Genomic DNA, 25,234 nt, shown 5'->3' with positions numbered 1-25,234 from the left:
CGCTGCGGGGCGCCTATGTAGGAGCCCCGTGGTGATTTGGTCGGTCGGCTTGCAGCCACGTTAAACAACTTGCTAAAAGGCTGCGCGGGAAATCCGAACACGCTTACAGCAAGATTCCGACTGGCCGAAACTGGTAGCGGAGTAGAGCCTATGCCCATTCGAATTCCTGACGGATTGCCCGCGCGCGAACTGCTCGTGCGTGAAGGCGTGCAGGTGCTCGATGAATCCATCGCGACGCGCCAGGATATCCGCCCGATGCGGATCGCCTTGCTCAATCTGATGCCCAACAAGATCGAGACCGAGTCCCAGATCGCGCGGCTCGTCGGCGCGACGCCGCTGCAGGTCGAGCTGACGCTGGTCCGCATTGGCAGCCACGTCGCCCGCAACACGCCGGAAGACCATCTGATCTCCTTCTATCATACCTGGGACGAGGTGAAGGACCGCAAGTTTGATGGCTTCATCATCACCGGCGCGCCGGTCGAGAAACTGCCCTATGAAGACGTCTCCTATTGGGAAGAGCTGAAGGAGATTCTCGACTGGACCGAGACTCATGTCCATTCCAGCTTCTTCATCTGCTGGGGCGCGATGGCGGCCATCCGGCATTTCCATGGCGTGCCCAAGCACATCCTCGACGAGAAGGCCTTCGGCGTCTATCGCCACCACAATCGCAAACCGGACTCGCCTTTCCTGACGGGGTTCTCGGACGATTTCTCGATCTCGGTGTCGCGCTGGACAGAAGTGCGCCGCGAGGATCTGCCGGACGGCAGCGGGCTCAACGTGTTGATGGAGAGCGACGAGACCGGGCTCTGCCTGTTGCAGGAGGCCCGCGGCAACCGGCTCTATATCTTCAATCACATCGAATATGATTCCACCTCGCTGGAGGCTGAATATCGCCGCGATGTGGCCGCCGGGCGAAAGATCGCCGTGCCGGCCAATTACTTCCCCGAGGATGACCCCAGCCGCACGCCGAAGAACCGCTGGCGGTCCCACGCCTTCCTCCTGTTCGGAAACTGGATCAACCAGATGTACCAGACCACGCCGTATCATCTGGAAGACATCGGGACGGAACGGGCCGGGGACAGCAAGGTTCGGTAGCAAATTCTGGTGGGTAAACTGGCAAAGAGCCCTCGCTTTCGCGTCGGGCATTTTTCGCCGAAAATTGATCCACTGGATCAATTTTTGCGCCGAAGGCGCACTGGCGAAAATGGTCGGAGTGAGAGGATTCGAACCTCCGGCCCCTGCCTCCCGAAGACAGTGCTCTACCAGGCTGAGCTACACTCCGCGCCGAAGAACGGGGCTTTTACGCCCGCGCGCAGATTTTTCAAGAGGGGGATCTGAAGGTCGTGGCATCACGCCGCAGCGGGCAGAAATGGCTCGTCTTCGCCCGGTGCCCATTGCGGATATTTCGCCATCACACCTGTGAACAAGGCGCTCTGCTTGTGGCCGTCCAGCCAAGCCTGAAGCGCTGGCAGATCCTGCGCCAGGAACCAGTCCATGTCGGTATGGGCGAACTGGCGGATGAAGGGAAAGATGGCGATATCGGCAAGGCTCCGCGTCGGCCGCGCCAGCTGGCCACCCTGCGCCTCGATGCGCGCATTCAAATCCTGAAGTATCTCCAGCCCCGCCATCCGCGCCGCGCCGGGCGCGAGATCTTCGTCGGAATAGCGATTGGGGTATTTATAGCGGTCCAGCGCGCGTTTGAACGGGCCGTCATTGCGGGAGATCAGCATGTCCGTCGTTTCCGGGTCGGCTTTCAGCCAGCCTTCGGGATCATTCTGTGCCAGAGCCCAGCGCATCACGTCGAGGCTTTCGTCCACAATGTCGCCAGAGGAGGTCACCAGAACGGGCACAGTGCCTTTCGGGCTCGCGGCCAGCATGTCGGCAGGCTTGTCGCGCAACACGACTTCGCGGAGGCGGACCGGAAGTCCGGCCATCGACAGGCCCATCCGGCCCCGCATGGCATAGGGGCAGCGCCGGAATGTGTAGAGCAGATGTTCGGGCGTGCTCACGCGTCTTCGCTCCGGCGTGCCTCCGGGCCCATATGTTCGGCACCGCGCTGGCGGGCGAGGTCGATCTGCTTCTGGCGCTCGGCAAAGCGGGCGCGCTGTTCGTCGCTCATCTCGTCGATGCAATGCGGGCAGGAGACGCCGGGCACATAGGTGGACCTGGCCTTGTCCTCATCGGTGATCGGTCGCTTGCAGGCATGGCACATGTCATAATTGCCGGGAGAGAGATCGTGCTTCACCGAGACGCGCTCGTCGAAGACGAAACATTCGCCGCGCCATTTGCTCTCGGTTTCCGGCACGGTCTCAAGATATTTCAGGATGCCGCCCTTCAGGTGGAACACGTCCTCGATGCCTTCGGCCTTCACGAAGCTCGTGGCTTTCTCGCAGCGGATACCGCCGGTGCAGAACATGGCGACCTTGGGCGTGCGGCCTTCGGCGGCCAGTCTCTCGCGGAATTCGCGGAACCAGTCCGGGAATTCACGGAACGTCTTCGTTTCCGGGTCGATCGCGCCTTCGAACGTGCCGATGGAATATTCATAATCATTGCGCGTATCGATCAGCACGGTGTCCGGGTCGCTGATGAGGTCGTTCCACTCGGTCGGCTCGACATAGGTGCCGACCAGCGCATTCGGGTCGGTGCCCGGTATGCCCATGGTCACGATTTCCTTTTTCAGCCGCACTTTCAGGCGGAGGAAAGGCATCTCGTCGGTTTCGGAGAACTTGGCTTCAAGGTCTGCCGCGCCCGGCAGGGCACGCAAAGTGGCCAGTACCGTCTCGATGCCTTCGGCTGTCCCGGCAATCGTGCCGTTCACGCCTTCAGAGGCGAGCAGCACCGTGCCCTTTACGCCCGCTCCGCAGAGCGTCTCCGCCAGCGCGGCCCGGCGGGCCTCAAAGTCCGGAAAGGAAAAGAATTTGTAGAAGGCAGCAACAGTGTAGGTCATGCCGCGCCTTATGCCAGATCACTGGGTTTCATACCAGTTTCGACACCAGCATGACGGCCACGGGCCTGCCGCATTACCGGACGCGGTTTGATCCAGGCCAAGGCACGTCCGCGCAAAGCCATGAACGCTGGGGGGTGAAGCCTGACGGAAAGGAGGCCTGCATGGGCAGGATCATCTATTATGCGCCGCGTGTGCTGGGCATTCTCGGCATCCTGTACCTGTCTCTGTTCGCTCTGGACGTGTTCAGCATGGACGCGCCCTGGCACCAGCAATTGCTCGGCTTCCTGATCCACATGATTCCGAACTTCGTGCTGATCGGATTGCTGGTGCTGGCGTGGCATTTTGAGCGGATTGGCGGGTCGCTGTTCGTGGCGGCGGGACTGATGCCCATTTTCCTGCTCAGCAATCCGCTCTGGGTCAATCTGATGCTGGGCGGGCCATTTATCCTGACGGGGCTGCTGTTCTGGCTGAGCTTCTGGTGGAAGCACAGGCCGGTCAGGGCCTGACCGGCTTACTCCGCAAGAATGCGCGGCAGTTTGAACGTCACGGTCTCACGTGCCGTTTCCACGCGCTCGACCGACACGTCGAATTTTTCGCTACAAGCATCAATCACGCCCTGCACCAGATCTTCCGGCGCGCTCGCCCCAGCCGTCAGGCCCAGCGTTGAGACCCCGTCGAGCCACGACCAGTCGATATTTTCGGCGCTGGCGATCAGTTCGGCGCGGGCTGCGCCAGCCCGCTTGGCGACTTCGACCAGGCGGACGGAGTTGGAACTCGTCTTGGCGCCAATCACGAGGACGAGGTCGGCGCCGGGCGCCAGCGACTTCACGGCGTCCTGACGGTTGGTGGTCGCGTAGCAGATGTCTTCCTTGTGCGGGCTGGAAATGCCCGGAAACCGCGCTTGCAGCGCCGCGACAATGTCGGCTGTATCATCCACCGACAGCGTGGTCTGGGTGACGAAAGCAACATTGCCCGGATCCTTGGGGGCGAAATGGGCAACATCCTCCACCGTCTCGATCAGGGTGATCGTATCGCCCGGCAACTGGCCCATCGTGCCAATCACTTCAGGGTGCCCGGCATGGCCGATCAGCACGATTTCCCGGCCTTCGCGATGGTGACGCTCGGCCTCGACATGCACTTTGGAGACGAGCGGACAGGTGGCATCGACGAAGATCATGTTGCGGCGTTGGGCCTCGGCCGGCACCGATTTCGGCACGCCATGAGCCGAGAAAATGACCGGGCGGTCTTCCGGGCACTCGTCCAGTTCCTCGACAAAGATGGCGCCAAGCGCCTCAAGCCGGCTGACCACATGCGCATTGTGGACGATTTCGTGGCGCACATAGACCGGCGCACCCCATTTTTCGAGCGCTTCCTCGACAATCTGTATTGCCCGATCGACGCCGGCGCAGAACCCGCGCGGCGCGGCAAGTCGGATCACAAGAGGCTGGCTGTCGTTCATTTCATCCTACTTCCTGCCTGTGGGCGTTGCGCCGAGACGTCTGGGCCTTTAACACATCTGCAGCAACAGATGGACAGGCCTTTGCATCAGGCCAAGAAGGACACGCCGACGCATGATCAAATATGCCCCACTTCTCGCCGCGGTCATTCTCACTGGCTGTGGTGCCGGCAAGATCGCGGACAGTTTCGACACGCGCCAGAATGCGGGTCCGTGCCCGCCCGTTGGTGCCCTCTATGATTCGTCACGCTATGTCGAATTTGATGGCGGCGGAGAGCTTTATTCCAACATCGAGTACACTGGTGAAGTGATCGATGTGCGCCTGTTCTGCCGCTATGTCGGGGACAACCCGCTGGAAGCTGAAGTCGAGATCGACTTTGCCTTCGGCAAGGGGGCAGCAGCAGATTCCAACGCCCATACGTATCCCTATTATGTTGCGGTCACGCGCCGGAACGGCAAGGTGCTGGCCAAGAAATACTTCAACACCGAAGCCAATTTCCAGGGGCAGAATCTGACCGGGAAAACGGAAGTCATCGGCACGATTGAAATCCCGCGCGTGGATGAGTCGATTTCGGGTACCAATTTTGAAGTCGTCGTTGGCTTCGACCTGACCGAAGAGCAGCTTGAGTTCAACCGTCTGGGTAAGCGTTTCCGCATGGATGCCGGGCAGTAAGCAATGGCCAGCCTGATCAATGATCTGTCGGTGGCCGCCAGCGCCGCCTTTGAGGCCATGGGCCTTGAGTCGAAATGGGGCGCCGTGCGCCGCTCTGACAAGCCTGAATTTGCGGACTTCCAGTGCAATGGCGCCATGGGCGCGGCGAAATCCGCCGGCAAGAATCCGCGCGAGATTGCCAGCGAGATCGCCGCGACGCTGAAAGACCATCCGATGGTCCTCTCCGCGGAAGTTGCCGGACCCGGCTTCATCAATATCCGCGTCTCCGACGAGGCCATGTCGGCGCGCGCCGCAGGCATCCTGTCGGACGACATGGCGGGCGGCGAGCTGGCCACCGACCCGAAGGTCACAGTGATCGATTTCGGCGGCCCGAATGTGGCCAAGCCGATGCATGTCGGCCATCTGCGCTCTGCCGTGATCGGCGACACGCTGGTGCGTCTGCTCCGCTTCCTGGGCGACAAGGTGACGGGCGACACTCATCTCGGCGACTGGGGTCTCCAGATGGGCCACCTCGTGACAGAACTCCATGACGAGCAGCCGGACCTGATCTATTTCGATGCGGTCTATGAAGGCCCGTATCCCGAAGAGCCGCCCGTCACGATTGAAGACCTTGCCCGGCTCTACCCGGCCGCCAGCAACAAGGCCAAGGCCGACCCGGCGCGCAATGAGCGCAGCCAGAAAGCCGTCGCCGAATTGCAGGCCGGGCGGCCGGGCTATCGCGCATTGCTGAGGCATTTCATCGATGTGTCGGTTGCGGCGCTCAAGATCGACTATGAATTCCTGAACGTCCATTTCGACCTGTGGAAAGGCGAAAGCGATGTCGACCATTTGATTCCGGGCCTTGTCGAGAAATTCAAGGAAGCGGGTCTCTCCGAAGAGGATGGCGGCGCCGTCATCGTCCGCATCGAGCGCGAGAGCGACAAGAAGGACATGCCGCCGATCATGCTGGTCAACAGCCGTGGCGGCACGGGCTATCACACCACTGACCTCGCCACGATCAAGGACCGGATGGAGCATATGGACCCGGTCCCGGAACTGATGCTCTATGTCGTGGACCAGCGTCAGGCGCTGCATTTCGAACAGGTGTTCCGCGCCGCCGAATTGCTCGGCCTGATCGATGAAGGCCATATGGAACATATCGGCTTCGGCACGGTGAACGGGCCGGACGGTAAACCGTTCAAGACCCGGGAAGGCGGCGTGCTGCGGCTGGCAGACCTCAACGCGATGGCCTTCGAGGAAGCCCAGAAGAAGATTGCGGAAGCCGGAAAGTTGCCGGAAGACATGTCGGAAGACGAGCGCCGCGACGTGGCCGCCAAGGTGGCGCTTGCCGCGCTGCGATTTTCGGACCTGCACAATACGCGCACCAGCAATTACGTCTTTGACCTCGACCGCTTCACGAGCTTCGAAGGCAAGACCGGGCCATATTTGCTCTATGCGGCTGTACGGATCAAATCGGTCCTGCGCAAGGCAGAAGAGGCTGGCCACAAGGCGGGCGAGATCAGGATCGGCCATGATGCCGAGCGTGCCCTCGTGCTGCAGCTGGATGGCTTCGCCGCGACGCTTCTGCAGGCGCGGGAGAAGCGCATGCCGCACATTCTGTGTGAGCATGTCTACAATCTCGCACAGGGCTTCAGCGCCTTCTATGCGGCATTGCCTATTGCCTCCGAAGAAGACCCAGACCTGCGCGCCAGCCGGCTCGCTTTGTCCGCCGCCGTGCTCAAGCAGCTCGAAACCGGCCTCGACATTCTCGGCATCCGCATTCCGGAACGCATGTAGGCTGACTGCCCGCACGTGGGTCGCATCTTATGTTCAAGGATCAGTTGAGATAAGTGGGCCGACCCATACCCTGTATCAGTCGCGGTGACGTAGCAGGACCCAGTCTACCTTGCCGAGTTCGAACCCGTCCTTGGCTGCGCGTTCCCATAAGGGGGTGTGATGGTCGCCGACAATGAGAATGTCCGTGGGCGCAAGTTCCGGATCGGCAGCAATCTCACTCACTTGTTCGAACACGATCGACCACAGATTTGACAATTCACAAACTGTCTTATTGTGGATTCTGGGCATTTCCGAGCGGCACGCCATAGGATCGGCCTCGTTCTTCACAAACGGGATGTGGCTGTTCAGTGTCAGCCAGTAGATGAATTTCGGCGTCTCCGGCTCAGCCTTGAGCGCGGCGTGGACGGCTTCCCCGACATCGGCGTCGCAGAGCCCATTGAACACGCTGCCGCATCGCCTGACGAAGTGTTCAGGCTGCTCGACTTCGAGCTGGTCCAGGAATTCCAGTTTCTGGAAGCCGATGTCCGGGTACCATTTGTCACGCTGGAACATGTCCGTGCCGAAACCGTGAAATGCAATGGTCTCATAACCCGCCGCGGCAAGCTTGTTGGGCAGGCAGTCCCCGGTTGGCGTGCCGGTCAGGTAGTCGATATAGTCGCCCCAGCGATTGCACAATTCCCGCGCAGCGGCGCCGGTGGTCGAGCCGGAATAATATGTCTGCCCAGCCTCAATCACGTAGCGTCCCTGAGGCAGATTCTGCGTCAGCATTGAGTTCAATGCGTCGCGCTCCTCCGGATCGGAGAACGCGCCCAGCCCCTCGACCATGACGATCAACATGTTGGAACCGCCGCCAATGATCGCATCTGCGCTCATGCCCGTCTGCACACGCGCGCTGTCGAACGCCACATCGGGTTTTCGGAAATAAGGCTGCGTCCAGGCCAGGTCGGCGCAGGAGAGTGCGGCTGCGACCAAGAGGGCCGGCACCAGTGAAGCTTCGCGCAGGCTGGCACGGTGGCGGCTGATCAGATACGCGGATAGCGCCGACGTCGCCGTGACTATCACCGCGATGGAAACATAGAGTAGCGATGCCGCCGGATTGATCGAGGCGGAGTATTGCAGCGAATTCAGCGCGACATCCAGAGGCAGGTGGAAGGCGATCATGACGATCAGGGTCACGTCCACGACCGCTGCACCAAAGAACAGAAGAAAGGTCAGTCGGGCGGGCAGGAATAGCCCGACAACCCCCGCGGCAAGATACAGAAAGGGTGAGATCAGCCGCGACGCAATGTAGAATGGCGCTGTGAGAAGGAACAGAAAATTCGGGATCACGACCGCAAAAAGCACGAACAACAGGGAATTGCGCGAGAACACCGCGTATCCGTTCTTGTTCGCGCGCGCCTGAATATTTGTGAGCATGGTCACATATCCGCCAAAGCCGTCGATATGCGGGCATCATAGCCGAAAACCCCTAAAGCCCAATTAACCGCGGGCCCACTCAGGTGAAATGCGCATGCGCGGTTCGGCGCATCCTGCCAGCCCCGCGCATGTGGGAGTGTCGCTCCCGCAGCTTTGCCTCTAGGATTTTCTTTGACGAGATTTGTAGAGGAGAATGGACATGGCCAAGAATCTTCCCGTGTCAGCGGAAGCGGGGCCGGGCGCCTCATCGAATTGGGAGTTTGCCTCCCAATGGTCGAAAGCCTGGAAAGTCATCAAATGGTCCGGCGCGGCGTTGCTGACGCTCGCCTTCCTGACCGTGATCGGGCAGGGCTTCCTGTTCTACCGGCTGTTCGATGATGTGCATCCGGTGCTTGGGTACGCGTTCATCCTGTTGCTGGCCGGATTGCTGATCGTCCTCGTCGGACGGCCGCTGGCCTCCTTCCTGTCCATGCCGGTGGCGGCAAAGCCGCCTCACACCCCCTTCGACATCGAAAATCCCGACATATCGCTCCTGTCGCAGCGTCTGAAATACGACCTCAAATACCTCGCCATGCTGAAGCGCAATCCGCTCCTGACCGAGGAAGTGGCGTCGATTGAGGAAGGCATGGTGGCCGGGCGCGCTTTGCTGGGCCGGTTTGCGGCGGCGGACATGACGGAGGCCGCAATGGTTGCGGCAGATCTTGAGGCCTTCCAGAAGCGCCATATCGAAATTCACCTCAAGAAACTCGATGCCAAGGTCGACAAGCTGATCCATGCGGAGGCCGTGGGCGTTGGTGTGGCCACAGCTTTCTCGATGAACGGGACAGTGGATGCGTTCGTCGTGCTGTGGCGCAATGCCAATCTGATCGCCAAGATCTCCCAGATCTATTTCGGTCGGCCCCATCTGGGCGGCACATTGCTGATCCTGCGAGACGTCGCGGCTATCGTCGTGGTGAGCCGCGCGCTGGAGGATGTCACCGACATGACCGGCGATGTGATCGGCGGGCTGTTGGGGCGCATGGGCGGCCTGATTGCCGGGCCGGTCATGGACGGCGCGGTGAATGCGATGCTGACGCTGAAGATGGGCTATCTCGCCAAGCGCCGCTGCCGGGCCTTCGAGGGCTGGTCCGCGCGACAGGCCCGCTCGATCTCTGCCGAAGCACTTGCACGCGTAAAAAAGGAATCCGGCTCGGTCGCGACGGATCTGCTCAAGCGTTGCGGCGGGCTTACTTCGCGCGCGGCCTGGGCGGCAGAGCAGACCATGTCGGGCTCGAAAAATGCGTGGTCGATGGTTCAGGGCTGGTTCGGGCGCAAGGCGACAGAAGTCTGATGCAAGCCGGCCTGCCTGTTCGCCGGGCAGTGTCGGCGTTCGCGCAGGCGATTGCTGACTCTGCGCTTGCTGGCCACAAGAATCCACGCTAGTTCGACTCGCATAGACGAACTCCTCCCGGGAGAGAGCGGGTACCCAACCCCGCCGCCGAAGGCGCAACCGCCCCGGAAACGCTCAGGCAAAAGGACCGGGAGAGAGACAACACGCTGGAAAGAGACGGGCTGATGGTGCCGTCTCGCCGAAGGAGCAAGCCCGCATGCCGGGCGGAATCTCTCAGGCGCCCAGGACAGCGGGGGCGACGATGCGCAGCTTGAGGCTGCCCCGTCTCCTTATGAAAGGGCGTCATGGCCGACACGACGACAGAGAATTTGAAGCGCACGCCGCTCCATGCCTTGCACGAAGAGCTGGGCGCGAAGCTTGTGCCGTTCGCCGGCTATGAAATGCCGGTTCAGTATCCGATGGGCGTGAAGGACGAACACCTCTGGACGCGCACGCAGGCGGGCCTGTTTGATGTCTCCCATATGGGTCCATGCTTCCTGTCGCTGGCCGATGGCATTGGCGGCGGTGATGACGCGCATGCCGAGATCGCCGCGCTGGTCGAGACGCTGGTGCCGTCCGATATTGCGGGCCTCAAGGAGGGTCAGGCGCGCCTGACCGTGCTGCTCAATGAAGAGGGCGGCATTCTGGACGACCTCATCATCACCCGCCCGATCGGCGAAGAGGCGCAGGGCTCGCTCTACATCGTCGTCAACGGCGCAGTGAAGGATGCCGACTGGGCGCTCTTTGAGCGGAGCTTCGAGGGCAAGGCCGTGCTGACGCGCGCCGATGACCGTATCCTGTTCGCCCTGCAGGGGCCAAAGGCCGCCGATGTGATGAGCGACTTCTTTCCCGGCTGCGAAGAGCTGAAATTCATGCGTCACATGCCCTTCGAGCTGAATGGCTCGCGCTGCATTGTGTCCCGCTGTGGCTATACCGGTGAGGACGGATTTGAAGTGCTCGTCTCGTCTGAGGCCGGCCTGCCGCTGGTCAGGGAAATGCTGACCGACGACCGCGTGAAACCGATTGGCCTCGGCGCGCGGGATTCGCTGCGCCTCGAAGCCGGGCTCTGCCTTTACGGGCATGACATGGACACGAGCCGTGATCCGGTCGAGGCCGACCTTGCCTGGGTGATCCAGAAGAAACGTCGCGAACGCACAGACTTTCCGGGGGCGGAACGTATCCTCAAGGCGCTCACCGATGGCCCCGCAGAACTCCGTGTCGGCATTCGCCCGCTGGAGCGCGCGCCGGCCCGCGAAGGCACAATCATCGAAGTCGACGGCGAGTCCGTCGGCATCGTTACGTCAGGTGGCTTTGGTCCCAGCGTCGATCATCCGGTGGCGATGGGCTATGTGCGCCGCGATCTCGCTGAGCCCGGCACCAAAATCGATCTCATGGTGCGCGGCAAGGCGCGCCCGGCGGAAGTGGTCTCGCTTCCATTCGTTCCCCACAATTACAAGCGATAGGAGTGTCCCTCATGACCCGCTACACCCAGCCGACCACCTTCTTCACCAAGGATCATGAATGGGTCACAGTCCATAATGACCTCGCCACTGTGGGCATCACCCATTACGCCGAAAACCAGCTGGGCGACATTGTCTTCGTTGAGCTGCCGGAAGTTGGGGTGGAGTTCTCCACAGGCGACGACATGGCCGTGGTCGAGAGCGTGAAGGCCGCTTCCGATGTCTACGCGCCGATCAGCGGCAAAGTGGTCGAGGTGAACCCTACGCTGGCCGACAAGCCGGAGACCGTGAACGAATCCCCGCGCGAGAATGGCTGGTTCTGCGTGCTGGAAATCAAGGATGGCGCCGAGATCGCCAGCCTGATGGACGAAGACGCCTACAAGGCATTCTGCGAGGGCCTGTAGGCCCCGAGACTCTGACGGAGCAAGCAAAAGCATGAGATACCTCCCCCTGTCCCCGGAAGACCGCGCAGAGATGCTGGCAACCATTGGCGCCGGTTCGGTCGAAGATTTCTTCACGGACGTCCCGGAAGCCGCGCGCCTTGGCAGCACGATTGAGGGCCTGCCGGACCATCAGGGGGAACTCGCCGTCGAGCGCCACATGACGAAGCTTGCGGCGAAGAACCGCTCGGCCTCGTCCGGTCCGTTCTTTGTCGGGGCAGGCGCCTACAAGCACCATGTCCCGGCGACGGTCGACATGGTGATCCAGCGGTCGGAATTCCTGACGACCTATACGCCCTACCAGCCAGAGATCGCACAGGGTACGCTGCAGACCCTGTTCGAATTCCAGACCCAGGTCGCGGCCATGACCGCGATGGATGTGGCGAACGCCTCCATGTATGACGGCTCCACGGCCTGCGCTGAGGCGGCGATCATGGCGACGCGGGTGACGCGCCGGAAGAAAGTGATCCTGTCGGGCGGGCTGCATCCGCATTATGCCGCCGCCACTAAAATGGTGTGCGAGGCGCAAGGGTTCGAAGTGGTCCAGTTGCCCGCAGCCGTGGATGGCGAGAATGCGCTGGCCGATGCGGTGGACGACCAGACCGCCTGTGTCATCGGTCAGAGCCCGAACATTTTCGGCACCGTGACGGACCTCTCGAAGTCGGCGGATGCTGCCCATGAAAAAGGCGCGCTGCTCGTCTCCGTCTTCACCGAGGCGGTTTCGCTCGGCCTCATTACGCCGCCGGGCGAGATGGGCGCAGACATTGCTGTCGGCGAAGGGCAGTCCATCGGCAACGGCCTCAATTTCGGCGGCCCTTATGTCGGCCTCTTTGCCTGTACCCAGAAGCTGGTGCGCCAGATGCCCGGCCGCCTGTGCGGGGAAACTGTGGACGCCGACGGCAATCGCGGTTTCGTGCTGACGCTGTCGACCCGCGAACAGCATATCCGCCGCGACAAGGCGACTTCAAACATTTGCACCAATTCCGGCCTCTGCGCGCTGGCCTTCACCGCGCACATGACGCTGCTCGGCGGAAAGGGGCTGGAACAGATGGCCCTGCTGAACCACGAAGCGGCCTGCGATCTCGCTGATGCGCTGGAAGCCGTGCCCGGCGTGGAAATCCTGACGCCGCGCTTCTTCAATGAGTTTGCCTTCCGCACGCCGATGGACGCAGAAGCCGTACTGGCTATGCTGGACGAAGCTGGCGTGGTCGGCGGGGTCCGCGCCAGCCGCCTCTTCCCCGATGGGCATATGGGCGACGTTATCCTCTGCGCCGCCACTGAATGCACGACGGCCGACGATATCGCCGCCTACGCCGCCGCCCTGAAGGAGATCATCTGATGACCATGAACGCACAAGGCCGCCCGACATCTCCTGCACAGGCTTCCAACCAATCCGTGGACACCGTGTCTGGCTCCAAGGGCCTGTTGCAGGCCGAGGGCCTGATCTTTGAGGTTGGCACCGCTGACACGACCGGCGTTGACCTTCCCAAGCCGACATACCGCACCGGCCGTCTTGGCGGTGTTGCACGCAGCCAGCCGACCGGCCTGCCAGGCCTGTCCGAACCGCAGACCGTGCGTCACTATATGCGTCTCAGCCAGAAGAACTACGCCATCGACCTTGGTCTGTTCCCGCTGGGCAGCTGCACAATGAAACACAATCCGCGCCTCAACGAGAAGCTCGCGCGTTTGCCCGGCTTTGCGGACATCCATCCGCTGCAGCCACAGGCGACCGTGCAGGGTGCGCTGGAACTGATTGACGAATTGGCGACCTGGTTGAAGACACTCACCGCGATGCCCGCCGTCGCAATGAGCCCCAAGGCGGGTGCGCATGGCGAATTCTGCGGCATGATGGCGATCCGCCAGGCGCTGGTCGCACGCGGTGAGGCCGAGACCCGCAAGCGCGTGCTGGTGCCAGCCTCCGCGCACGGAACGAACCCGGCAACGGCCGTCCAGTGCGGCTTCATCGTTGACGAGATCAAGGCCAATGCGCGCGGCCGGGTGAACATTGAGGAGTTGAAAGCGAAGCTCGAAAAGTCCGACGACATTGCCGGCATCATGCTGACCAATCCGAATACGTGCGGCCTCTTCGAGACCGACATCAAGGAGATTGCCGACCTGATCCATGCGGCGGGTGGCTATTTCTACTGCGACGGCGCGAACTTCAATGCCATCGTTGGCCGGGTCCGCCCCGGCGACCTCGGCGTCGATGCGATGCACATCAATCTTCACAAGACCTTCTCTACCCCACATGGCGGCGGTGGGCCGGGCTCTGGCCCGACTGTGTTGTCAGACGCGCTCGCGCCTTACGCGCCCGTGCCCTTCGTTGTGAAGGATGAAGACGGCGTCTTCCGCCTCGTCGAGGACATGGAAGGCGACGCCAGCGAGAGTTTTGGCCGCATGGTGGCCTTTCATGGCCAGATGGGCATGTTCGTCCGGGCGCTGACCTATATGCTCAGCCACGGCGCAGACGGCCTGAAGCAGGCTTCTGAAGATGCCGTGCTGAACGCCAACTATATTCAGGCACGCCTGAAGACGGTGATGACGCCGGCCTTCGAGGGCTATTGCATGCATGAGGCATTGTTCTCGGATGCCTTTACGGCGGACGGGATCGAGACCATCGACATTGCCAAGTCGCTGATCGATGAGGGCTACCATCCGATGACCATGTACTTCCCGCTGGTCGTGCATGGGGCGATGCTGATCGAGCCGACCGAGTCGGAATCTAAAGCCGAGCTAGATCGCTTCTGTGACTCGCTGGAATCCATTGCCCGACGTGCCGCTCAGGGAGACGAAACGATGAAGGGCGCCCCTTATCTCGCTCCGATGCGCCGGCTCGACGAAACGCAGGCGGCCCGCAAGCCTGTGCTCAAATGGACGCCGCCGGAAACGAGTTCTGTCGCAGCGGAATAAGGATCAGGGCGCAACCTGGCCGAGCGGCTTTGGTCGCTCGCGCCGGAAAATAGCGGCCCGCGCCTTGGCGAAGCCGACAATCATCGGGCGCTCGATGAAGCGATAGGTCAGGGCGGCGACGATCAGGCAGGTCGTCAGCGCCACGATGTAGAGCACGATATTGTCGAGTGGCCCGGCATGCCCCGTCTGGAAGATTGGCGCGAGAACCGGGATCTTCGCCAGCTCTGCGAATCCGAGCCGGATGGGCGCCAGCAGGATCGGATGACACAAATAGAGCGAGAATGACCAGTCGCCGACCCGTGCAAGGCTGCCATAGATACGTAACAGGCCGGGCTTCATGGCCCGGATCCGCGCCGGCATGGCCTGCCCGCCCAACCAGCCTCCCCAGAAGACCACCGCCATCGCCATGCCGCCGACAATGATCGACATGAAGGTTGCGGCCGAGCGGGCGCTCCAGGGGGCCGTGTCGAGGAGGTTGTAACCGAACCCGATCAGGCCGGCGACCACGGCGCCTGCGCCCGCCGGGACAAGCCAGGCTTGCCGGCGCCTCAGTTCCAGCGTGGCGAACCCGTAAACCAGCAGCGTGCAGGGCAGGCCGAACCAGAAGACGCGGCCCCACATCATCAGGTCTGCATCCTCGGTGCCCTGCAGGCCGAGAGACGCCATCATCCAGAGCACGGCAACCATCGTAACCGCTCCGCTGCGCCACGCGACGCCGGAGCTGACCAGCAGGCCGACCACGGCCCCCATGATGAATTCCATCGTCATGGGATAGAAAATCAGCGTTCGGTAGTCCGCGCCGAAGGGCTCAGTGAAACCGACAAAGGTCCCGCCGGCAATTGCGCCGCCCCATGCGAGCAGCACCCATAGCCAGGTGCGCCGGGGCAGGAGGAGCAGGAAGGTGAAGGCGACATAGAAGTAGATCTCATGCACCAGCGTCCAGCCCACTCCCAGCACCGGAGGGGCATTCTGTGGCACGAGCAGGAAGGATTTGATCAGATACGGGATAAGGGGTTGGCCCTGGCTGACATGTTGCCAGCCCTCGCCGAGGCCGAAATCATTGTACACGAAGAACATCAGCGTCATGACGCCCGCGAAAATCCACCAGAGCGGATAGATACGTGTGACGCGGGCGAACAGGAAATCGAGGCTGGACCGGATGCCGGGTTTCATACCTTCGGTCACATAGACCATGATGAAGCCCGAGATTACAAAGAACAGATCCACACCGGCATAGCCGTTCGAAATGACGCCATTCAGAAGGGGAAGTTCCTGCAGATCATTCTTGCCAATGGCCAGAATTTCCATTGCGCGGATATGGTAGATAACGACCAGCAATGCCGCCATACCGCGCAGGATTTGGATGGACTGAAGTTTCATGCCGTCCTCTAGCCAGGTTGCCGCGCATGACAGCAAGAATTCGCATTTTGTAGCAATCAGGTAACGCAGACGCCAGACTTTGACCACATCCTGCCGATAGAACTGGCGGCGCCCTAATATTTCACCATATTCAGCACCATGGCCGACGATGAAACCCCCACGCCAAGCGATCAGAGCGAGACGTCGAAGTCCGCAGCCGGGCTGCGCAATGGCGTGAACGTGGCGTTTCGCCAGATCTTGGCGCTGACCGGCCTGATCATGATCGTGGTGGCCATTCCGATTGCGTTTGTGACGCCAATCATTCCAGTAGGCCTGCCGATCGCCATTGTTGGGGTCGTGTTGCTTGGCCGCAATGCGATGTGGGGCCGGCGCTGGATGGAGAGCGTGTTGGCCCGGCATCCTCGCGTCGAGCGGTTTGCCCCCAACTGGCTCATGCGGCTCGTCTTTGGCCGGGATAAGAAAGACCCGCTCAAACCGGATACGTAGAAGCAAATTGCCGCAGATGTGGCGGCTCTGGAAGAAATTCACGTCTGTTTCCGGATCAGGCCTTGAAGCGCCGGGAAATGTCAGCAGTATGCCGGGACCTATCTGCGGACACGGGGCGACAGAAGATGCGGACATTATTTGGGGTGGCGGCTGCCTGCGTGGCAGCATTAATACTTTCGGCGTGCGGCGGAGGTGACGATGCAAAGAAGACAGCCTCTGCGGATGACGCGTTCGATCGCAATCCTTATCCCTCTACGTATACGCCCTTTCCGAACGCGCCGGTCCTGATCACGAATGCCACCATTCTGGATGGTGAAGGCAATCTGATCGAAGATGGCAGCCTGCTGTTGCAGGATGGCAAGATCGTTGCCCTCGGCGCCGACATAGAAGCGCCGGACGGGGCCGAGACCATCGACGCCACAGGCCGCTGGGTCACGCCCGGCATCATCGACAATCACAGCCATCTCGGCGTCTACCCCTCGCCCGGCGTCACCGCGCATGGGGACGGCAATGAAGTCTCCGGCCCCGTCACGGCGGAAGTCTGGTCCGAGCATGGCGTCTGGCCGCAGGACCCGGGTTTCACCCGCGCCATCGCGGGCGGCATCACCTCCCTGCAAGTGCTTCCCGGAAGCGCCAATCTGTTCGGCGGACGGGGCGTGATCCTGAAGAACGTGCCGAGCCGGACCGTGCAGGGCATGAAATTTCCTGACGCGCCCTACACGCTGAAGATGGCCTGCGGGGAGAACCCCAAACGCGTCTATGGCTATGGCAATGGCGGATTTCCGGGCGGGGCCCCGTATTCTCGCATGGGCAATGTCGCCGGCTACCGGCAGGCCTGGATCCGGGCGGCGGAATACAAGAGCAAGTGGGAGAAGTTCGAAAATGAAGGCGGTGAGCCGCCGGCGCGTGATCTCGAACTCGATACGCTGGCCGGGGTCCTGAACGGCGACATCCTCGTACACATGCATTGTTACCGCGCCGACGAGATGGCGCAAATCATGGATATGTCGAAGGAGTTCGGCTACAAGGTCACCGCCTTCCACCATGCGGTCGAAAGCTACAAGATTGCCGACAAGCTGGCCGAGTATGGCGCCTGTTCTTCCATGTGGGCCGATTGGTGGGGCTTCAAGATGGAAGCCTATGACGGCATTCGCGAGAACATTCCGATGGTCCACAAGGCCGGCGCCTGCGCCATTGTCCATTCCGATAGCGATGTTGGCATCCAGCGCCTCAATCAGGAGGCGGCAAAAGCCTGGTCTGATGGCAAGAAGGTCGGGATCGACATTCCGAAAGAGGTCGCCTGGACCTGGCTCTCCCTGAACCCGGCCAAATCGCTCGGCATTGATGACCGGACTGGCAGCCTCAAGCCCGGCAAGATGGCGGATGTCGTCATCTGGTCCGGCGACCCGTTCAGCGTCTACTCCGCGGCCGATCAGGTCTTCATCGATGGCGCCCTGATGTTCGACCGTGACCATCCTGAAACCAATCCTGTCATGGACTTTGAAATCGGCCAGCCTGGTGAAGGAGACCGGAAATGATCCGCACACTACTCACAAGCGTTGCCGCATTGGGCCTCGCAACCACGCCTGCGCTCGCCGAAACACTGGTTATTCGCGGGGAAACGGTTTGGACCGGCACCGCGCAGGGCGTGATCGAAAACGGAATTGTCGTCATCGAGGATGACCGGATCGTCGCGGTTGGCGGGTCCGGGACAGAAGTGCCGGACGGTGCGACGGAGATTGCCGCAGCGTGGGTCACGCCGGGCCTGATCGCCGCTTTCTCCCAGACAGGTCTGGTGGAAGTCGATGCCGAGGATTCGACCAATGATACAGCTGCGGCGATGTCTGGCTTCTCAGCCGCGCTGAACGCGGCCGATGGCTTCAATCCGGATGCGACCGCGATTGATGTTACCCGCATCGAGGGGTTCACGCGCTTGGTTGTGGCGCCGGGTACTGGCAACTCGCTGTTTGCCGGACAGGGCTTTGTGGCGGATGCGAGCGGGGATCTGGATACCGAACTGGACGAAAAAGTCTTCACCTTCATCAGGCTCGGTGAAGCGGGGGCCGGCCTTGCCGGGGGCTCGCGCCAGGCTGCCATGATGCTGCTTCGCGCCGCCCTGGATGACGCCCGCAGCTATCCTGCGCGCTACATCACCCAGAATGACGGCGCCGTGCTGAACCGGGTTGATGCACAGGCCTTGGCGCCAGCTGCACGCGGCCAACAGCTGATCCTTGTCCAGGCGAGTCGCGCCAGCGATCTCAACGCCATCATGGATCTGGCAGAGGATGAGCCGTCGCTGAAATTTGTGATCGTCGGCGCGGACGAGGCGTGGCGCGTAGCCCCGCGGCTCGCGGACACAGGCATTCCGGTCATCATCGATGCGTTCTCCAATTTGCCGGCGTCCTTTGAGAAACTGGCGGCAACCTCGGAAAATGCGGCCCGGCTGGCTGACGCGGGCGCGACCTTTGCCATCGCGAATGTGGGTGATGGCAGCCATCAGGCCCGCCTCGCGACACAGCTGGCCGGCAATGCTGTGGCCAATGGGCTGTCCTTCGACGACGCAATGATTGCATTGACCAGCGCCCCCGCAGACATTTTTGGTCTCACCGGCTTTGGTCGCCTCGCGCTAGGGGCTCATGCTGATGTGGTGGCCTGGGATGGGGATCCGCTGGAAATCGTGTCCAGTCCTGTGGCCGTGATCATTGATGGCGAACAGCAGTCGATGGAATCCCGCCAGACCCGTCTGCGGGACCGCTATCTCAACCTCGACGAATCCGAACGGCCCCACGCCTATACGCGGCCGTAAGGAGGGCGCGTCCTATTGCTGGGCGCGGGCGTTCAGGTTTTCGATCAGTTCGGGCGTGATGGAGCCCGTTACCGTCAGAAACTGGCTGCTCTGATAGTCACGGATGGCAGCGGCCGTATCAGGGCCGAGGGCGCCGTCAGCTGACCCGATATTGTATCCCAGTGCTGTCAGCGCCAATTGCGTCGCTCTGACCTGGGCCGGATTTCCGAGATTCCAAGCCTGCGCCCCGAACCGGCCATTTGCGGCGGCATTTGCGCGTGAGGGCCGCCAGTCTTCCGACTGGACACGGGCGTGGTTCACGGCTTCCTGGGAAACGCGTTGGGAGAGTTCCATCACCTTAGCGGGTGCGCCGGCATCGCCATTCTTCGCCGCGATCATGAACCAGTAGAGTGCTTCGGTCAGGTTCGGGCTGATGCCCAGACCTTGCTCATACAGCACGCCCAGATTGTACTGGCTGTCCACGATGCCGAACTCGGCGCCCTTGCGAAACCATTCCACGGCGCCCGCATAGGTCTGGTCGCCGCCTTCGCCTTCAGCCATGAAGACGGCAAGATCATGCATCGCCTTCACATTGCCACCTCGCGCGGCTTTCTCGGTCCAGTCCCGCGCAAGGGTCAGATCCTTTGGCACGCCCGTGCCTTTTTCATGCAGTTTCGACAACGTGTACTGAGCGATGGGCAGGCCCTTGTCCGCGCTCTCGCGCATCAAGGCGGCGCCCCCCTTGAGATTGCCATCGGAAAGTTGCTGCTGGGCAAGTTGGAACTGTGCGATGCCGTTGCCGGTTGCGGCCGCGTTCGCCAGCTTGCCCACGGGTGGAATGGGGGAAAAAGTCTTTGCAGGCTCGACGCGCGCGCTTGCGAGGACCGGCGTGGGCTCAACCAGTTCGATGGGGGCTTCGGTTTCGGCTACAGGTTCCACCAGCTCCGGATCTGACACGCCGGTCTCGGTTTCGAACGGGGCGATCCCATCCTCTTCAAACAACAATGCATCTTCAGCTATTGCCGTGTCGTCTGTTTGCGGCGCATCGGCTTCCGCGACGCTGATTGCAGCCATGTCGGCTGGCGCCGAGACTTCTGCGACCGCCGCAGGTGCCTGCTTGCCGCGAAGATAGAGATATCCGCCCACTGCGGCGCCCGTGATCACCACGGCAGAGGCCGCCGCATAGAGGGGCAGCTTTCCATTTCCGCTGAGGCGTGACCCTTTGTCAGCGCGGTTGGTCGACGTTCCGGCGCTGAGGTTCGTGTCCTTCCGACCGGAAGAGGCCGCAATGGCGGCGCGACGGGCCATGTCGATATAATTGGCCGCAGGTTCTTCGGGCTTGGGGGCGCTCTCCTCCGTCTCCGTCAGGGCACGGACCTCTTCCGCAGAGTCGGTATCTGTGTCGAATTCATCATCCTCAAAGATATCCGATTCCCGCGCTTCGGTGCGGCTGTCCTCGTAATCGTCAAGGCCGACCATAGGGTCCAGAGTGACGGCCACCTCGTCATCCCCGGTCTCGGAAAAAGCGTCGTAGAAATCGTCTTCCGCATTATCCAGGCCAGAATCGGCGTCCAAATCATCGCCGGCGAGGTCGTAGTCTTCCTCATAGGCCTTGGACTGAGGTTCGGCGTCCGCTTCGGCCTCGACCTCTACCGGCTCATCCGTTTGGGTCCAGTCGGCCAGGAAAGTTTCGCTGTCATCCGCCGGGACTGAGTCCTGCGGCAGGCCTGGCTCGAATTCCGCATCATATTCGTCAGCCAGGAAATCAGAAGAGTTATCGTCCTCCTGGAATTCCTCCAGCAGGCGATCGGTCTCATTGATCGCTTCCATCGTTGCCAGATCTTTTGGCTCCGTTTTTGCGGACTCGAATGGCACGGCCGAGTCTTCCAGCATTTCCAGGCGGGTGGCGAGAGATGCCATTGCCTTCTGGATGGGAGATAGGGAGACGGCGGTCTGGGTCTGCACTTCTTCGAGGCGCTCCGAGATGCCTGACAGGGCTTCGGACAGTTTCTGGTCCGCCCGCTTGCGGTTCTCGTCGATCTCGCCTGCGAGTGTTTGAAGCGCCTTATCCTGGCGCGCCTGCAGGCGGCTTGCAACGGTGGCGACCTGATCTCCGATCTGGGAAATGGCTTCGGCGCTGCGCTGCTCGCTGGCGTTCACGCGCTTGTCCAGATTTGCCCCGAAGTCTTCCATCCGGCTGCCGACCAGGTCTCCGATACGCTTAATTTCCGAGGAGACCGCGTCCATGTCCTGTATCTGGCGGTCTTCGCCGGCCGTGAGTTTTTCACGGACATCATCGAGCCCAGACTTCAGGTCTGCGACAGTTTCCTCGCTGGTGCCCGTCGCGGCGCGCGCAATCTCTTCGGCCAGCTCTGCGCGGGCTGTGTCGACTGTGCTGCGCACGGTCGACATGATCTCTTCAAAGCGTGACTCGAATTCTGCCCTCAGGCGGTCGGCCAGGTCAGGTTCGACGGTCTTCGACAGGGTTTCGATCTTTGCGTCGAGATTGTTGAAAGTGGATTCAAGGCTGAGCAGGGCCGCGTCCGTGGTCGTCTCTGCGCGGTTAAGGCGGTCCTGCGTTCGCGTCAGCGTGTCTTCCACGCTTTCCATCGACTGCGCCACACGGGCCTCGACGCCGGCCAGACGCTCATCGGTCTTGTCTACGCCGGAGAGGCGAAGGTTCACATGCGTTTCGAGGTTCGACAGCCGGTCAGCCAGTTCGCGTGCGGTGCCTTCGGCGCGCAATTCGGCCTGATCGACAGCGCGTTCGACACGGGAGGCGGCATCAGAGAGCGTATGCTCGACCTTCACTTCCATGCTCTCGACGCGGTCGGTGAGATCGGCGAACCCGGTTTCCACCCGGCCCTTTATGGCCTGGGTTTCATTTTGTGCCAGTTCACTTTCCTCGAACACATGGCTGGCCAGCTTGCCCAGCGCCTGTTCGAGCGATTTCAACGCTTCCAGGTTTTCCCGTGATGAATCGTCGGCTTCCAGCTTCTGCACCTTCGACTGGAGGGCTGAATGCGTTTCCCGCAATTCTTCGATCAGGCCTTCCACGTGCCCGGAAATCGCAGAGGAATTCTGCTCGGCGTCTTCCAGTCGGGCGACCAGACCGAGAATGGTGTGATCCATGCCAGTGATCGCGAGGGTGGAGCGGGCTTCAGTCGCTTCGATGCGGCGGGTCAGCTTGTCGAGTGTGTCATTGGCGGCGTTCGGCGTCGGCCGGCGATTCTCGAAGGGATAGGCCACTTCATTGGGCCGTGGCGCTTCCACGGACATCAATAGCCGGTTCAGATATTCCCCCAGCGTAATGCCTTCGGCATGCGCCGCCTCGCGCGCGGCATCACGCGCGCGCTGGTCAATTCCTTTGACGCTCCAGGGCCCCGTCTGGCTCATCCCCACTCTCCTAATCGCGCTCATTTTGCCCGTGATTATTAATCTTCGGGGCAAAAACGTTCAGATTCAGAATCGGTGATGACAGGCACCGCATTAAGGGCAGGTTAAAGGTAAAGAAAACCCATGGATCTGGTAACTCTACATCAAGGAGAGGCGAAAATTCGCTATCTCAGAAAAAGTTTACGTTGACGTTCGCGTAAGCCGTGATTTAGGTTTGTCGCATGATGACCAACAAGCTCTCCAAGATTTCCGCTGCGGACTCCCGCACCTACACAATTTCCGAGCTTGCTCGCGAGTTCGGTGTGACGCCGCGGGCGCTGCGTTTCTACGAAGACAAGGACATGCTGCACCCCGCTCGTGACGGGATGACGCGCGTCTATTCCAACAGGGATCGCGCGCGGCTGACAATTATCGTCAGGCTGAAACGTCTCGGCCTGCCGCTTGCGGATATCCGCGAGATTCTCGACCTTTACGTGCTGGATGATGGCCAGCGTGCCCAGATGCGAATGTCGCTCGACAAGTTCCGCAAGCAAGTGAAAGAACTTGAAATCCAGAGAGGCGATATCGACACGGCCCTGACAGAACTGCGCAAGGGCATTTCCTGGCTGGAAACCCAGATCGCCAATACCGGCCCGTCCGACGAGAACAAGCGACAGCTTGCGGCGTATGACGAGATTGCCCGCAGACAACTCGACGAAGTCTGATCTGCACTGCCCCAAATTGTGCCCCGCCTGGCAAATGCTAAGGTGGGGCAAATTCATTTAGATGAGCGTGCCGCAGGTCCCTGCGATTTGGGCGCTTGATTGACAGGAAGTACACAATGCCCCGTTACGATGCGCCAATTCGCGACATGCAATTCATCCTGCAGGAACTGCTGCAGATACAGAACTACTCAAACCTGCCGGGCTTCGAAGAGGCCACGCCGGACCTTGTCAATGCGATCCTCGAAGAGGGCGGCAAGTTTGCCAAGGAAGTCCTGTTCCCGCTGAACGCCGTCGGTGACCAGCAGGGCTGTGTTCGCAGTGACGATGCCAGCGTGAAGACGCCGGACGGCTTCCCGGATGCCTATAAGCAGCTGGTAGAAAATGGCTGGCCGCTCCTGTCGGCCGATCCGTCTATGGGCGGGCAGGGCCTGCCGCATGTTGTCAACATCGCCTGGACCGAAATGGTGTCTTCCGCGAACATGGCCTTCGGCATGTATCCGGGCCTGACGCATGGCGCGTTCCAGGCACTGATGGCGGGGGGCTCCGACGAGCTGAAGGCAAAGTACGGTCCGAAGATGGCTTCGGCCGAATGGGCCGGCACAATGAACCTCACCGAGCCGCAATGCGGCACCGATCTCGGCCTGATGAAGACAAAGGCCGTGCCGCAGGGCGATGGCACCTACAAGATTACCGGGCAAAAAATCTGGATTTCCGGCGGTGAGCAGGATCTTACCGAAAACATCATCCACCTCGTGCTGGCGCGCATCGAAGGCGCGCCGGAAGGCATCAAGGGCGTGTCCCTGTTCGTCGTGCCGAAATACATGGTGGGCGATGATGGCTCGCTCGGCGAGCGCAATGCCTGTTCCTGTGGTGGCCTCGAAGAGAAGATGGGCATTCACGGCAACGCGACCTGCGTCATGAATTATGACGGCGCTACCGGCTGGCTGGTCGGCGAAGAGCACAAGGGCATGCGCACCATGTTCGTCATGATGAATGAGGCGCGCCTCGGCGTCGGCCTGCAGGGGCTCTCGCAAGCGGTCATTGCCTACCAGAATGCGGTCGATTTTGCGAAAGACCGTCTCCAGGGCCGCTCCCTGACCGGGCCGAAAGCGCCGGAGAAGCCCGCCGATCCGATCATCGTGCATCCAGACGTGCGCCGCATGTTGATGGACCAGAAGGCTTTCCTCGAGGGCGCCCGCGCGCTGACCTATTGGACCGCGTTCCAGGGCGACCTGCAGCATAAATCCCCGGACGAGAATGTCCGGGAAAAGGCGGGTGACTACATGGCCCTGCTGACGCCGGTCATCAAAGCCTATCTGACCCATATGGGCTTTGAAAAAGCCAATCAGGCGCTGCAGCTTCACGGTGGATCTGGCTTTACGCGCGAATGGGGCCTTGAGCAGATCGTCCGCGATTGCCGTATCACCCTGATCTATGAAGGTACGAATGGCGTTCAGGCGCTCGACCTGGTCGGCCGCAAGCTGGCCTCCAATGGTGGCCGCGCCGTGTTCAGCTTCTTCGGCGAAATCGACGAATTCATCACTTCTGTTGAAGGCAGCGGCGACATGGACCCGTTCGTCCAAGGCCTGTCGACGTTGAAGGGCCAGTTGCAGGAAGCCACGACCTGGCTGATGCAGAATGGCATGACCGATTTCAACAATGCCGGCGCATCCAGCCACGACTATCTCCACCTGTTCGGCCTGACGGGGCTCGCATTCATGTGGGCAAAGATGGCCAAGGTGGCGCTGGACAAGAAGTCGGAAGGTGACCCCTTCTATGACGAGAAGCTGACGACCGGCTATTATTTCGTGGACCGGATGGTGCCGGATGGCGCGGCGCATCTCGCCAAGGTGAAGACGGGTGCAAAATCCATGATGGCCTTGCCGGCTGAGGCGTTCTAGGGCGCCATGATGTGAATTTGGATGGCGCGCACTCTCTGAGCAGGGCGTGCGCGCTATCACACAAAAATTTCATGCGATTCCCGGCGTTGTGACGTTGGGAGAGGGCTGGGAATTCGCCATATCCGTCGTTACATG

Annotated in this window: 20 protein-coding genes, 1 tRNA gene and 2 riboswitches; of the genes, 14 read left to right on the top strand and 7 right to left on the bottom strand. The window is 61.2% G+C overall.

The features are described 5' to 3' along the window. The first annotated feature begins 18 nt into the window (after nt 1-18). Nucleotides 19-96: riboswitch (SAM riboswitch) on the top strand. A gap of 54 nt (nt 97-150) precedes the next feature. Beyond that, the gene (locus tag V7660_RS09040) at nt 151-1,095 is read left to right on the top strand and encodes a homoserine O-succinyltransferase (protein ID WP_335602755.1); all 945 of its coding nucleotides are present in this window, start codon (nt 151-153) and stop codon (nt 1,093-1,095) included. 110 nt (nt 1,096-1,205) lie between these two features. Here V7660_RS09040 and V7660_RS09035 read toward each other — a convergent pair. The 3 genes from V7660_RS09035 to trhO form a co-directional block, all read right to left on the bottom strand. After that, a tRNA-Pro gene (locus V7660_RS09035) sits at nt 1,206-1,282 on the bottom strand. A 67-nt stretch (nt 1,283-1,349) separates the two neighbouring features. Next, complete coding sequence (locus tag V7660_RS09030) at nt 1,350-2,009, bottom strand: glutathione S-transferase (RefSeq protein ID WP_335602754.1); 660 nt, start codon at nt 2,007-2,009, stop codon at nt 1,350-1,352. Next, complete coding sequence (trhO, locus tag V7660_RS09025) at nt 2,006-2,947, bottom strand: oxygen-dependent tRNA uridine(34) hydroxylase TrhO (protein WP_335602753.1); 942 nt, start codon at nt 2,945-2,947, stop codon at nt 2,006-2,008. The genes V7660_RS09030 and trhO overlap by 4 nt, the downstream gene beginning before the upstream one ends. 161 nt (nt 2,948-3,108) lie before the next feature. On the opposite strand from trhO, the gene V7660_RS09020 reads away from it, so the two are divergent. Next, nucleotides 3,109-3,453, top strand: coding sequence for a DUF7670 domain-containing protein (locus tag V7660_RS09020; RefSeq protein WP_335602752.1), 345 nt, complete (start codon nt 3,109-3,111; stop codon nt 3,451-3,453). 5 nt (nt 3,454-3,458) lie between these two features. Here the strand turns inward: V7660_RS09020 and ispH are convergent, their stop codons facing one another. Further along, the gene (gene ispH / locus V7660_RS09015) at nt 3,459-4,406 is read right to left on the bottom strand and encodes a 4-hydroxy-3-methylbut-2-enyl diphosphate reductase (RefSeq protein WP_335602751.1); all 948 of its coding nucleotides are present in this window, start codon (nt 4,404-4,406) and stop codon (nt 3,459-3,461) included. Nucleotides 4,407-4,518: 112 nt separating this feature from the next. Between ispH and V7660_RS09010 the strand changes: the two genes are divergently transcribed. Together V7660_RS09010 and argS are read left to right on the top strand one after the other, a co-directional pair. After that, entirely contained in the window at nt 4,519-5,076 is a 558-nt protein-coding gene (locus tag V7660_RS09010) for a hypothetical protein (protein ID WP_335602750.1), read from the top strand. Between the two features lie 3 nt (nt 5,077-5,079). After that, the gene (gene argS, locus V7660_RS09005; protein WP_335602749.1) at nt 5,080-6,852 is read left to right on the top strand and encodes an arginine--tRNA ligase; all 1,773 of its coding nucleotides are present in this window, start codon (nt 5,080-5,082) and stop codon (nt 6,850-6,852) included. Between the two features lie 75 nt (nt 6,853-6,927). On the opposite strand, the gene V7660_RS09000 is transcribed toward argS, so the two are convergent. Next, nucleotides 6,928-8,268: a sulfatase-like hydrolase/transferase gene (locus V7660_RS09000; RefSeq protein ID WP_335602748.1), complete on the bottom strand. Its 1,341-nt coding sequence runs from the start codon at nt 8,266-8,268 to the stop codon at nt 6,928-6,930. A 199-nt stretch (nt 8,269-8,467) separates the two neighbouring features. Here V7660_RS09000 and V7660_RS08995 point away from each other — a divergent pair, with 199 nt between their 5' ends. The 5 genes from V7660_RS08995 to gcvPB all read left to right on the top strand — a co-directional run bounded on the left by V7660_RS08995 (nt 8,468) and on the right by gcvPB (nt 14,447). Beyond that, nucleotides 8,468-9,598 carry a DUF697 domain-containing protein gene (locus tag V7660_RS08995; protein ID WP_335602747.1) on the top strand — a complete coding sequence of 377 codons (1,131 nt, stop codon included), beginning with the start codon at nt 8,468-8,470 and terminating at the stop codon, nt 9,596-9,598. 108 nt (nt 9,599-9,706) lie between these two features. Beyond that, nucleotides 9,707-9,798, top strand: a riboswitch (glycine riboswitch). A 144-nt stretch (nt 9,799-9,942) separates the two neighbouring features. Continuing rightward, nucleotides 9,943-11,100, top strand: a complete 1,158-nt coding sequence (gene gcvT / locus V7660_RS08990; RefSeq protein ID WP_335602746.1) for a glycine cleavage system aminomethyltransferase GcvT — start codon at nt 9,943-9,945, stop codon at nt 11,098-11,100. Nucleotides 11,101-11,111: 11 nt separating this feature from the next. After that, a complete protein-coding gene (gene gcvH / locus V7660_RS08985; RefSeq protein ID WP_335602745.1) occupies nt 11,112-11,501 on the top strand; it encodes a glycine cleavage system protein GcvH in 390 nt (129 codons plus the stop codon). Nucleotides 11,502-11,532: 31 nt separating this feature from the next. Continuing rightward, on the top strand, nt 11,533-12,876 hold the full coding sequence (gene gcvPA, locus V7660_RS08980) for an aminomethyl-transferring glycine dehydrogenase subunit GcvPA (protein ID WP_335602744.1): 1,344 nt from the start codon (nt 11,533-11,535) through the stop codon (nt 12,874-12,876). After that, nucleotides 12,876-14,447, top strand: a complete 1,572-nt coding sequence (gene gcvPB, locus V7660_RS08975; protein ID WP_335602743.1) for an aminomethyl-transferring glycine dehydrogenase subunit GcvPB — start codon at nt 12,876-12,878, stop codon at nt 14,445-14,447. The genes gcvPA and gcvPB overlap by 1 nt, the downstream gene beginning before the upstream one ends. A 3-nt stretch (nt 14,448-14,450) precedes the next feature. On the opposite strand, the gene V7660_RS08970 is transcribed toward gcvPB, so the two are convergent. Continuing rightward, complete coding sequence (locus tag V7660_RS08970) at nt 14,451-15,827, bottom strand: acyltransferase family protein (protein WP_335602742.1); 1,377 nt, start codon at nt 15,825-15,827, stop codon at nt 14,451-14,453. A 138-nt stretch (nt 15,828-15,965) separates the two neighbouring features. Between V7660_RS08970 and V7660_RS08965 the strand changes: the two genes are divergently transcribed. The 3 genes from V7660_RS08965 to V7660_RS08955 all read left to right on the top strand — a co-directional run bounded on the left by V7660_RS08965 (nt 15,966) and on the right by V7660_RS08955 (nt 19,119). Beyond that, nucleotides 15,966-16,313, top strand: coding sequence for a hypothetical protein (locus tag V7660_RS08965; RefSeq protein ID WP_335602741.1), 348 nt, complete (start codon nt 15,966-15,968; stop codon nt 16,311-16,313). Nucleotides 16,314-16,438: 125 nt separating this feature from the next. Beyond that, a complete protein-coding gene (locus V7660_RS08960; protein ID WP_335602740.1) occupies nt 16,439-17,851 on the top strand; it encodes an amidohydrolase in 1,413 nt (470 codons plus the stop codon). Beyond that, nucleotides 17,848-19,119 carry an amidohydrolase family protein gene (locus V7660_RS08955; RefSeq protein WP_335602739.1) on the top strand — a complete coding sequence of 424 codons (1,272 nt, stop codon included), beginning with the start codon at nt 17,848-17,850 and terminating at the stop codon, nt 19,117-19,119. Before V7660_RS08960 ends, V7660_RS08955 begins: the two co-directional genes overlap by 4 nt. A gap of 12 nt (nt 19,120-19,131) precedes the next feature. Here the strand turns inward: V7660_RS08955 and V7660_RS08950 are convergent, their stop codons facing one another. Next, nucleotides 19,132-22,494 (bottom strand): peptidoglycan-binding protein, encoded by a 3,363-nt coding sequence (locus V7660_RS08950; RefSeq protein ID WP_335602738.1) that lies wholly within the window; start codon nt 22,492-22,494, stop codon nt 19,132-19,134. Between the two features lie 221 nt (nt 22,495-22,715). Between V7660_RS08950 and V7660_RS08945 the strand changes: the two genes are divergently transcribed. After that, the gene (locus tag V7660_RS08945) at nt 22,716-23,198 is read left to right on the top strand and encodes a MerR family transcriptional regulator (protein WP_335602737.1); all 483 of its coding nucleotides are present in this window, start codon (nt 22,716-22,718) and stop codon (nt 23,196-23,198) included. A gap of 116 nt (nt 23,199-23,314) precedes the next feature. Beyond that, the gene (locus V7660_RS08940) at nt 23,315-25,099 is read left to right on the top strand and encodes an acyl-CoA dehydrogenase C-terminal domain-containing protein (protein WP_335602736.1); all 1,785 of its coding nucleotides are present in this window, start codon (nt 23,315-23,317) and stop codon (nt 25,097-25,099) included. Nucleotides 25,100-25,234: the final 135 nt, after the last annotated feature.

The organism is Hyphomonas sp. (assembly GCF_036964145.1).
In the GTDB taxonomy this organism is placed as follows: domain Bacteria; phylum Pseudomonadota; class Alphaproteobacteria; order Caulobacterales; family Hyphomonadaceae; genus Hyphomonas.
This window is presented reverse-complemented; position numbering and strand designations above follow the sequence as displayed.

Excerpts from the sequence above, each read along its gene's own strand:
- V7660_RS09040 (WP_335602755.1), top strand. The coding sequence starts at position 151 with ATGCCCATTCGAATTCCTGACGGATTGCCCGCGCGCGAACTGCTCGTG.
- trhO (WP_335602753.1), bottom strand. The coding sequence starts at position 2,947 with ATGACCTACACTGTTGCTGCCTTCTACAAATTCTTTTCCTTTCCGGAC.
- V7660_RS09020 (WP_335602752.1), top strand. The coding sequence starts at position 3,109 with ATGGGCAGGATCATCTATTATGCGCCGCGTGTGCTGGGCATTCTCGGC.
- ispH (WP_335602751.1), bottom strand. The coding sequence starts at position 4,406 with ATGAACGACAGCCAGCCTCTTGTGATCCGACTTGCCGCGCCGCGCGGG.
- V7660_RS09010 (WP_335602750.1), top strand. The coding sequence starts at position 4,519 with ATGATCAAATATGCCCCACTTCTCGCCGCGGTCATTCTCACTGGCTGT.
- argS (WP_335602749.1), top strand. The coding sequence starts at position 5,080 with ATGGCCAGCCTGATCAATGATCTGTCGGTGGCCGCCAGCGCCGCCTTT.
- V7660_RS09000 (WP_335602748.1), bottom strand. The coding sequence starts at position 8,268 with ATGCTCACAAATATTCAGGCGCGCGCGAACAAGAACGGATACGCGGTG.
- V7660_RS08995 (WP_335602747.1), top strand. The coding sequence starts at position 8,468 with ATGGCCAAGAATCTTCCCGTGTCAGCGGAAGCGGGGCCGGGCGCCTCA.
- gcvT (WP_335602746.1), top strand. The coding sequence starts at position 9,943 with ATGGCCGACACGACGACAGAGAATTTGAAGCGCACGCCGCTCCATGCC.
- gcvH (WP_335602745.1), top strand. The coding sequence starts at position 11,112 with ATGACCCGCTACACCCAGCCGACCACCTTCTTCACCAAGGATCATGAA.
- gcvPA (WP_335602744.1), top strand. The coding sequence starts at position 11,533 with ATGAGATACCTCCCCCTGTCCCCGGAAGACCGCGCAGAGATGCTGGCA.
- gcvPB (WP_335602743.1), top strand. The coding sequence starts at position 12,876 with ATGACCATGAACGCACAAGGCCGCCCGACATCTCCTGCACAGGCTTCC.
- V7660_RS08970 (WP_335602742.1), bottom strand. The coding sequence starts at position 15,827 with ATGAAACTTCAGTCCATCCAAATCCTGCGCGGTATGGCGGCATTGCTG.
- V7660_RS08965 (WP_335602741.1), top strand. The coding sequence starts at position 15,966 with ATGGCCGACGATGAAACCCCCACGCCAAGCGATCAGAGCGAGACGTCG.
- V7660_RS08960 (WP_335602740.1), top strand. The coding sequence starts at position 16,439 with ATGCGGACATTATTTGGGGTGGCGGCTGCCTGCGTGGCAGCATTAATA.
- V7660_RS08955 (WP_335602739.1), top strand. The coding sequence starts at position 17,848 with ATGATCCGCACACTACTCACAAGCGTTGCCGCATTGGGCCTCGCAACC.
- V7660_RS08950 (WP_335602738.1), bottom strand. The coding sequence starts at position 22,494 with ATGAGCCAGACGGGGCCCTGGAGCGTCAAAGGAATTGACCAGCGCGCG.
- V7660_RS08945 (WP_335602737.1), top strand. The coding sequence starts at position 22,716 with ATGATGACCAACAAGCTCTCCAAGATTTCCGCTGCGGACTCCCGCACC.
- V7660_RS08940 (WP_335602736.1), top strand. The coding sequence starts at position 23,315 with ATGCCCCGTTACGATGCGCCAATTCGCGACATGCAATTCATCCTGCAG.